The sequence below is a fragment of the Cysteiniphilum sp. 19S12-1 genome, from assembly GCF_052030685.1.
Taxonomy (GTDB): Bacteria; Pseudomonadota; Gammaproteobacteria; order Francisellales; family Francisellaceae; genus Caedibacter.
In genome coordinates, this window is sequence record NZ_JBQAJM010000026.1 from 23,075 (window position 1) to 32,093 (window position 9,019).

10 protein-coding genes are annotated in these 9,019 nt (G+C 36.2%); all 10 read left to right on the forward strand.

What is annotated here, in order from left to right; all coding sequences use genetic code 11:
- Positions 1-62 precede the first annotated feature (62 nt).
- The 10 genes from ACTS4L_RS08885 (at position 63) to ACTS4L_RS08930 (ending at position 8,959) form a co-directional block, all read left to right on the forward strand.
- Positions 63-872: a helix-turn-helix transcriptional regulator gene (locus tag ACTS4L_RS08885; RefSeq protein ID WP_440617378.1), complete on the forward strand. Its 810-nt coding sequence runs from the start codon at positions 63-65 to the stop codon at positions 870-872.
- A 323-nt stretch (positions 873-1,195) separates the two neighbouring features.
- The gene (locus ACTS4L_RS08890) at positions 1,196-2,413 is read left to right on the forward strand and encodes an ATP-grasp domain-containing protein (protein ID WP_440617379.1); all 1,218 of its coding nucleotides are present in this window, start codon (positions 1,196-1,198) and stop codon (positions 2,411-2,413) included.
- Positions 2,414-2,800: 387 nt separating this feature from the next.
- A complete protein-coding gene (locus ACTS4L_RS08895) occupies positions 2,801-4,162 on the forward strand; it encodes a hypothetical protein (RefSeq protein WP_440617380.1) in 1,362 nt (453 codons plus the stop codon).
- A complete protein-coding gene (locus ACTS4L_RS08900; protein ID WP_440617381.1) occupies positions 4,159-5,076 on the forward strand; it encodes an NAD-dependent epimerase/dehydratase family protein in 918 nt (305 codons plus the stop codon). The genes ACTS4L_RS08895 and ACTS4L_RS08900 overlap by 4 nt, the downstream gene beginning before the upstream one ends.
- On the forward strand, positions 5,066-5,617 hold the full coding sequence (locus tag ACTS4L_RS08905; RefSeq protein ID WP_440617382.1) for an NAD(P)H-dependent oxidoreductase: 552 nt from the start codon (positions 5,066-5,068) through the stop codon (positions 5,615-5,617). Before ACTS4L_RS08900 ends, ACTS4L_RS08905 begins: the two co-directional genes overlap by 11 nt.
- Entirely contained in the window at positions 5,610-6,245 is a 636-nt protein-coding gene (locus ACTS4L_RS08910) for a hypothetical protein (protein WP_440617384.1), read from the forward strand. The genes ACTS4L_RS08905 and ACTS4L_RS08910 overlap by 8 nt, the downstream gene beginning before the upstream one ends.
- A complete protein-coding gene (locus ACTS4L_RS08915; protein WP_440617385.1) occupies positions 6,235-7,206 on the forward strand; it encodes a pyridoxal phosphate-dependent aminotransferase in 972 nt (323 codons plus the stop codon). Before ACTS4L_RS08910 ends, ACTS4L_RS08915 begins: the two co-directional genes overlap by 11 nt.
- Positions 7,203-7,730 carry an NADPH-dependent FMN reductase gene (locus ACTS4L_RS08920; protein WP_440617386.1) on the forward strand — a complete coding sequence of 176 codons (528 nt, stop codon included), beginning with the start codon at positions 7,203-7,205 and terminating at the stop codon, positions 7,728-7,730. The genes ACTS4L_RS08915 and ACTS4L_RS08920 overlap by 4 nt, the downstream gene beginning before the upstream one ends.
- A 1-nt stretch (position 7,731) precedes the next feature.
- A complete protein-coding gene (locus ACTS4L_RS08925) occupies positions 7,732-8,790 on the forward strand; it encodes an MFS transporter (RefSeq protein WP_440651950.1) in 1,059 nt (352 codons plus the stop codon).
- Between the two features lie 4 nt (positions 8,791-8,794).
- Positions 8,795-8,959, forward strand: coding sequence for a hypothetical protein (locus ACTS4L_RS08930; RefSeq protein WP_440651952.1), 165 nt, complete (start codon positions 8,795-8,797; stop codon positions 8,957-8,959).
- The last annotated feature ends 60 nt before the right edge of the window (positions 8,960-9,019 follow it).

The window sequence follows — 9,019 nt, forward strand, 5'->3', positions numbered from 1 at the left end:
ATATGATTTATAGAAGTGAATACGGTAATATATATCGTGTGTGAATAGGTTAAGGAAAAACTATGGGCAAATTTGTTAACTTTGGATGTCTTGATAGCTCTTTCAGCTCAAATCAACAAGAACAAGCCTTGATCTTAGATATGATTCCAGGTGTGTTGTATTGGAAAGATAAAGAAGGAAATTATTTAAAAACTAATGAATTCAATCTAGCTAGCGGTATAAACCCTCATGAGATCGTAGGAAAAAATGACCTTGATATATGGTCGGAAAAAGCGGAGCAACTAAAAGAAAATGATCAAAGTGTTATTACTACTAGAAGGACTTTAGTACTAGAAGAAACAACAGTAGAACAAGGTTTGACAAGACACTACCTTGCTCAGAAAGCACCCTATTTTGACCATGATAATAATGTCATTGGGATTGTTGGGCTATCTATTGATATTACTGAGCGCAAAAATCTGGAACTCGAGTTGCAAAAAAACAAGGAAGGACTTTTCACCTTTGATCAGGATATCGAAGTCGTTGCAGACAGCGATTTTCTGCGTCCAGATTTGCATAAAAAATCGCAATACCTAACAAATGGCTCTGCTATTAGCTTAACTGTTGAGGCACAAAAGTTTTATCACGATGTTGTCGATGCATTATCGGTAAAACAGTTGGATGTGCTTTATCTGACTTTGTCGGGCTATAAAATGAAAATGATTGCCTATCACATGAATATTGGTATTGAAACGGTTAAAACCTATATCAAGCAAATCAGATTCAGATTAAATTACCACTGTACAACAACGATGATTGAGGATTGTTTCAAGCACCGAGTTAAATATCAATTTGAGCGATCACAAGCGCTCATGAATAAGTTTCACCGCTAATGTTTATTTGCTCATTTTCTGTTTGAAGTTTTTCCTTTTTTGAAAGTTCCCTACTTTTTAGGGATATTGTTACATTTTGATACAAGTTACAATGCTTTAGCGCTTTAGGTGTCATCTATGAGGGGTAATGGAGAGTATATGGAAAGTGATATAAAACATTATAAAACAGAGGTGACCATTCCAACATGCTATGGAGATGTAGAGTTTTGCACTTTCAGCGACCTATCAGGTAATACTGAGGAGTTTGCGTTAATCTTCAATAGAAACTTAATACTATGCGGTTTACATGACTCACTGAGTTTTACTGTAAAGGAACCCATATTATGGAATTGAAGAAAAAACGGCGTGCCATCATTATCGCTGATTTGGTGACATGTCCACATTATACTATTGATAGATTTAAGGCTTTTAATATTAATGTTGTGGTATTGACTATTAGCACTTATAGCGTTCCATTCTATCAATATGAAAAATTACCGATTCTGGTGCTCCATTCCAAGCAGGATGTTGATGCCGATGTTGCTACAATTAATGCACTCAAACATGAATTTGACTTTATTGGTGGGATTTATGGACATGATGGTGAAGCGACAGTAACCCATGCAGATAAGGTATTTAATCAGTTATTTCCCTTGAGCGCTAACAGCGAAAGTACTAGCCCGCTTCGCTATGATAAGCACGCACTCAATCACAAACTATCACTATTTGGTGCAGGTCTTGCGGCGATCACATTTAAAGCTGCAACAGTTAATAAAAAAGTTTTACAGGATTTTTATGCGCAACACCATGGTTCAGTGGTATTAAAGCCGACTAAAAATTCATCTTCTGGCAAAAACGTTTTAATCAAACCCAGCGAACAAGCGTTACTGACCTGTATTGAGCAATGTCCAGAGCAAACTTTTTTATTGCAAGCATATATTGATGGTGAAGAATACTATATCGATACGGTTTCTTTTAATAATCGCCATAAAGTGGTTTCCATTGGTCGCTATGAAAAAAACATCATCAATCATAAACCCGTCTATCTTTATTCTGAAAACATCGGTAAAAAATCGAGTGATGCCAAAAAACTTGCCGAGTTTGCGATATGGGTATTGGAACAATCTGGATTTAGTACCGGTCTGGCTCATATAGAAGTTAAGATGAAAGGAGCCATCATTGAATTAATTGAACTCAATGCTAGGATGTCTGGTATTTATGGTGGATTGAATGAGATGCAACTTGCCAGAGACAACCACGATCAAATATCTGAGTTTCTACATTTAGCGGCTTACGAGCAAGCAGTACCGATTAAAAAGAATTTGCTTTATAGAATGGTTAATCTAAAGAATAAAAGAGCTGAGTTCAGCATACCCGATCTCAAACCAATTTATGATTTAGAAACCGTCTATAAAGTAAATGTTATCCATAACGATCACACGACAACTAACCACAGAATATTGGCTGTTGTCATGCAGATCTTTATGTGTAGCGATTGTCACCAAGCATTAGATGTCGATAATAAGTGTTTATTAACGATGTTTAATCAGTTTAATATTTAAAGAAGGAATAGAGTAATGAATGATCAAGAAAATAATTTGAATAGTATGTTAGATATGATCAATGAACTGAAAAGTGCCATGACGGAAGAGCAAGCCCAGTTAGCTGCTCAAGCGGCAACGTGGTAAGCTTTGATGCCGATTATCAACTGGAGCTTCGGTAAAACTGAAGCTCAACCTTAGGCATGGCGTTTTAATTTTAGTGATGAGCAATCTTCATTTTATGCCGTTATTGTATTTCTAAAGGCATTAGGTCAAGAAACCAAAAATAGTGCATTTAAAGCTGATATTACTACGCAAATTGCTAAGATTAATAAAATCGTTAATGCAGAATCCAGTGACCATGCTCTGGGCCATACTGCTATCAACAGTTCTTCGGTGGCTTTCGCTGTGATTCGGCGGATCAGTCGTGAGAGTGTTTTTACGGCTGATATTATTGATAGTACCGCTCGGTTAATTTTGTTACTTATTGAAAATGTAGAACAGCATGATATTCACCTTTACTCGTTTTGCCGAATAGATAGACCATCAATCAAAGTTTTTACGCGTGTTATCGTTTTGGGGGGAGGATCAAAGGCATGGCAATGGATCTTCACACACGATCCATTTAAAAATGATGAACAACAACTTTTTAATAAATCGAGACGACTATTATTCTCCAGGATACTTGATTATATAAAACCGTCTGTCGATTTTAATAATAACCAAGCGGTTACATTACCTAAGCTTAACAAAAAATCGTTATCTATCGTTAATGCATCTGCTGAACTCGTTATACAAAATTATGATTATTGTATATTAATTTTAGATAGTATTTTAAGTCAGAATAAGAAAGATTATAAAGCGTTAAAGTTATTGGCTTTGGCCTATGTCAATATGGGGCTATATGATGAATCACTTGTGATTTTACAAGATGCGCTCGCCTATTGTGATGACCCGATCTTCAAAGCTTCACTTTATTATGCAAAGGGGCTGATTTTGCAAAAGCGAAAAAGACAATCTTTAGCCGCAGTCGCTGCCTATGATGCAGGCTTAAATGGCTTAAGGTCTTTTGAAATCAACAATGAGACCGATAGCCATCATTATCATTTGGAACAAGCTTGGCTAAATAACGGTCTTTGTTTGTATAAAGCGCTTAAATTAAAAGAAAATGACGATGAAGTGTTGTTTTATGAGATCTATAACACCCTGTGCCATTCACTTTCTAGTTTGTCCAATAATTATAATAACGATGCTATTTATTTAAAGTCGAATTTGATTTCCAATGCCAGTTTTCTCATGGAAATGAGGAAGCAATATAGTGATTCGTTTAATTTATTATCTACTTACTACCAAGGCATTGCCGATTTAAACAAATATGACTTAAGAAGTTGTCATATTAATTATCGTTTAGGTGTTTTACAACTTAAAATGCAGCACTATAGTCAAGCATTAACGTTTTTGAAGATGAGCTTAGCGGCACTAAACGATTTAGCGCAACCATTTTTAGAAGAAAAGTTATGCAGAGTGATTGCCATTGCCTATCTGGGGTTGAAAAAAACTGAGCAAGCAAGAATTTATCTTAAAAAAGGGTTGGCTATTTGTGTGAGTCAATGTGCTACTAATGGTATTCAATATTACGAAACGAAACTACAAGCACCACATCTAACTATAGATTTCAACAGTATCTCGCCGAAATTACCGGCTTATATTCCTGAAATTGATTTAGAAGACATCCCAGCCGTTAATTTGAATGAGTATTTAGGAAAATGAATATCTTAGTTGTGGGATGTGGTCAAATTGGCTCTCAAATAGTAAATACATTAGCCAAGGATCATCAAGTGACCGTGCTCGATAAATCGCCACCGTCGAATTTACTTCACTATTTTCGAGGTAAACGCTCCATCAATTTAATAAAACTCGATATTACTAATCGTGAAGCCGTTAACACCGTCATTAAAAATACCCAACCGAAAATGGTCATCTTAACGACAGGCATTAATGCCGAAACGGTCGATCGTGATCGATCGTTAGGGCAACGCCATTTATACGATGAACCAACACAATTCATTAAGAATATTAGCAAGACGACTATCGAGCGTTTAATTTATATGAGTAGTTTTTCTGTTTATGGTATGTACGCAACGGAAAATGGATTGACTGAATGTAATGAACTCACCCCAGTCAACCCAACCACTCCCTATGGAGAAATTAAATATAAATGTGAACAGTATCTCGTTAATGAATGGAAGAAAGACTATTTAATTTTAAGACCAACGGGCATATTTGGGCAATCAAACCCCGAAGGGGGCAGCTATGGAACGAAAATGATCGATCAATTATTCCATTCACTGCTAAATGGGCACTATTTTGAAATCGATTATTATGGGTTAGAAGATGTAATGTACAATAAAACGCTAGCGAAGTTGCTCTGTGATTTATCATTAAATGAGCAAGTTAGCCATAAGATTATCAATATGAGTTTATTTAATCGCATGGGTTGTAAGCCATTGCGCCATTTTTTTGCTAGTTTGCTTAACAATCCTTCCATCAAACTAAAGACTAAAGATAAACCGAGTGTCGATTGGCCCTTAATTAATAATGATAAAATGTTGTCATTGCTAACGGGCGAATACGCATTTTCTCTATTAAACGATTTTAAGGATTACTACCACCATGCCTTTTGATATTTTATTAATTAGTACCAGTATGAAGAAAACAAAATCATTGTCTCGAGAATTAATGACACATAGTCAGACCTTATTGGAAAAATTTATGTCGGTAAAAGCTATTGATCTCTCTATGCTTCCTATACCCTTATTTGAGGGTAAAGCATTGAACGATTATTTACCTCAGTTACAATACGAGATTGATCACGCCAAAAAGCTTATGCTGTTCTTAACCGGTTATTGGGGTGGGTTATCGGGAGCAAGCAAAAATTTTCTCGATTTATTGGGAGGTGTTAATTATAATGATACAACCCAAACCAATGAATATTATCAACAAAAAGACACCAGTATTGTCGTGGTGGGCTCAGATACCACTGCGACTGAAAATGCCGCCAAGCAAGCTGAAACCAGTGCCCATTTACTCGGATTTAATTTGATTGATAGCCCGTGTCAATTTAACAACTTTAGGAATGCCAACAATCCTGATGTTAAATCATCTTATCTTAGTCTTTATGGGCAAATACAAACACTTTTTCAGGTTGGTAACGCTAATGTATAGTTATTTACAGACAATTAATGAGCTAGCTTGTAAGATACTCTCTCACCCCATAAAACACCTTGATTATGAACAATTAGAAGTCATCGAGAGGCATATAAAAAAAACATATACGATTTCATCAACAACCATTACTCAATTAATGGGGAGATTACTCTTTAGTTTAGCGGCATTAACAAATGCTAGAAAAATACTGGTATTAGGATCATATGAAGGCATTGCGGCTTCTTATCTCATACATGATACTAGCAATATTGACATTACTTGTGTTGATATTGACGCAGAGAATATCGATAGGAACAAATATAATTTCACCGTGTACCCGTCCATTAGCAAGACTTTCAAAACGATGGATGCTGGTGACTACCTAGTCTCTCCAATAGAGGCCGATTTAATCTTTTATGATGTCGAAGATAAGGATAAAGGCAAGCATCTGTATGTTGATTTGTATCAACGGGCAAAAGTGAACAATCGTCACAAGTCTTGTTTACATCTTTTTCATGATGTTTGTGTACCAAAATTCAAAGCGACCTTTGATGAACTAAGCGCCATAAATAATGATTATATTGATGTACCGATTGATCATTCGGGGATTAGAGTGTTAAAGGAAGGGGCGATCTATGCTAATTAATTTAGGTTTAGGCGCTATACATAGCAATAATATCGATATGACGCTTTCAAATTATCCAAACAATACTATCAACTTAAGGTTATTAGAATGGTTGTCTGAACAATATCATGTCGAAATCAAGCCTGAGAATTTCTTATTCGTGCCGGGGGCAACCTACGCATTGTTGCTTATTTTATTGGATTTACAGCATAAAAACATCTATCTTCCCGATTTTTGTTATGGTGGGTATCTCTGCTTGCTGCGAGAGTTAGTGTTTAAGCTGAATGACTACGACTATCAAAATCCATATGATGTTGAGTGTCATCCAGAGAGTGTCTTCATTTGGAATTATCCTAATAATCCTACTGGCTTTTTAGTGAAAGAGGCTAACATTGGTCAATGGAGTGAAGATATTACTGTGATCAGTGATGATGTTTATATTACGCCGGAGACGTATACGGCATCATTATTATCTGAAAATAGTATTGCGAAGCATAATTTATATACTATCGGCAGTGCTTCTAAGCTCTTTGGATTAGCTGGTATTAGGTTGGGTTGGGTGATTTCTTCTAGCGATAATATTACCGCATTGAAAAGGCGTTTACATGCATTATCGTTAGGGGTGCCGACGTCATCGCTTCTAGAATTGGAGAACATCAATTTTAGCGTTCAATTTGAAAGCATCATGCAGCTACTGAAAAAAAATAGGGACTTATGTCATTCATTTTGCGTACAGCATGGCATTTATCATTTGCCCTTGACAGAAACGTCTTATTATTTATTACTGGATGTGAGTCAATTTGGGATTGAAAGTTGCCTGATAAAAGATTTGCTTTTAGCTAAGTATAGTGTTGTAGTAATGGACTTAAGTTATCAAGATAAAGCGTTTTTAAGGATAAATTTAGGCGTGCAAACGGACATACTTGCAGCAGGTCTGAGTAAAATTAATATGGCATTGGCATTGTTGAGGAATATACAATGAAAAATTTATTACTTGTTAATGGTTCCTTGGGTGAATCATCTTATTGTGAAGCGATCATTAATGCGATTAAAGTTATGAAGAATAATCCGGTAGCCGTTGCAGATTTTAGGCAGCTTAATTTACCATTTGAATTACCGCAATATCACAAAGCACCAGAACAATTCCCTGATAATAATGTACAGGTTTGGCTAGATATGATCAAGCATGCTCACTCATTAATATTGGTTAGTCCTTTATACCATGGCAGCATATCGGGGGTATTGAAGAACGCTTTAGATTTATTGGCTTACGATCAGCTTCGCGGCAAAAAAGTGGGTGTCATTATCCAATGTGGGAATGTTAGAGCTGGGGCAACTGCATGTGTGCATATTAGAAGTATTATTCGCACGCTTTATGGCACCAACATTCAAACTCATATTATTACCGGCGCACAGGATTTTACCTTGATTAACAATCAAAAAAGCTTACAGGACAATGAAATCACCTTGAGGCTAAGTGATATGCTTGAACAATTGGAAACGTGATATGTTGTTAGTGATCATGTTGTTCAATATGATGTTAGCGTTCATGGCCTCTGACATGTATTTACCGGCCATACCAGTCATGGGCAAACTGTATGGTGTGACGATTACTTATATTCAATTTACCATCACCTTATATTTTATTGGCATGGTGATCGCCAATATATTGACTGGTTGCATTTCGGATGGCATTGGTCGCAAAAAAGCATTGATGATGTCTCATATAATATTTTTCATGGGCAATGCACTGTGCATCTGCTTTAACCATTTTACTTTATTTTTACTAGGAAGATTACTGCAAGGTATTGGCTCGGGTGGATTGATGGGATTAAGTCGGGTGATTATTTCAGAATCGTATCCACAAGATGAATTGAAGAAAATATTTTCTATCTTTGCCTTAATGTTCGGCGTATTGCCGGCAATTGCGCCACTTTCAGGTGCATTGATTATGGAAGCAACGCATTGGCAAGCGATTTTCTACAGCTTACTTTTCGCGCAAATCATCTGTTTTTTAGTAACACAAACAATGGTGCGGGAAACCCATTATGATCGTCGGTCAATCAACATTGTTCATGGGCTTTACTATCATTTTAAGCATTCATCGGTATTGCTAAAAAATGCGATGGGAGCAGCGGTTGTTTTTATGGGAGCGATGGCAATGACCGCGATTGGACCCATATACTTTGAAAAGTTGAATCATTTTACTTTTAAAAAATATGGATTAACGGTTTTACTTATAGTCTTATTGGGGCAGCTAGGTAAAATCGTCAATATTGTTTTTACAAACAAGGTGGATCATTATTTGTTTCGATTAGGCTTGTTTTTATTGCTAATGGCCGCTTTGTTATTAGCGAATGTCTATCTGCATGTAACAAAAGTTTCTCTCTTTTGTCTCGCATTTGTCTTATATATCAATAGTATGGGCTTATTACTACCGATTTTTGTTAGTAAAGCAATGAACAGCATTACCGATTATAAAGGCAGTGCCAGCTCCATCTATGGTACTTTTTTATTTTTGGGTGGGGCGTTAGGCACGTTTGCCATCATTTTTTTTACGAGGTGAATTTATGAAAAAGAAAGCTAATAAAACACAACGTATGGTGTTTCAAAAACTACGTCAAGCGTCGGAATTAATTGTGTCCTTTAAAACCGATGCGATTTCGGTGGATTTAGTCGGTGGTATTGTATTAAAAACAAGCATAACAGAAGATACCCTATCAAATGTCAACTAACTTTTCCGGTCACGACAACTAACTTTGCCGATTTTATCGAAAAAAATTATCTCTTCATAC

Excerpts from the sequence above, each read along its gene's own strand:
- ACTS4L_RS08905 (WP_440617382.1), top strand. The coding sequence starts at position 5,066 with ATGCCTTTTGATATTTTATTAATTAGTACCAGTATGAAGAAAACAAAA.
- ACTS4L_RS08885 (WP_440617378.1), top strand. The coding sequence starts at position 63 with ATGGGCAAATTTGTTAACTTTGGATGTCTTGATAGCTCTTTCAGCTCA.
- ACTS4L_RS08910 (WP_440617384.1), top strand. The coding sequence starts at position 5,610 with ATGTATAGTTATTTACAGACAATTAATGAGCTAGCTTGTAAGATACTC.
- ACTS4L_RS08925 (WP_440651950.1), top strand. The coding sequence starts at position 7,732 with ATGTTGTTAGTGATCATGTTGTTCAATATGATGTTAGCGTTCATGGCC.
- ACTS4L_RS08930 (WP_440651952.1), top strand. The coding sequence starts at position 8,795 with ATGAAAAAGAAAGCTAATAAAACACAACGTATGGTGTTTCAAAAACTA.
- ACTS4L_RS08890 (WP_440617379.1), top strand. The coding sequence starts at position 1,196 with ATGGAATTGAAGAAAAAACGGCGTGCCATCATTATCGCTGATTTGGTG.
- ACTS4L_RS08915 (WP_440617385.1), top strand. The coding sequence starts at position 6,235 with ATGCTAATTAATTTAGGTTTAGGCGCTATACATAGCAATAATATCGAT.
- ACTS4L_RS08900 (WP_440617381.1), top strand. The coding sequence starts at position 4,159 with ATGAATATCTTAGTTGTGGGATGTGGTCAAATTGGCTCTCAAATAGTA.
- ACTS4L_RS08920 (WP_440617386.1), top strand. The coding sequence starts at position 7,203 with ATGAAAAATTTATTACTTGTTAATGGTTCCTTGGGTGAATCATCTTAT.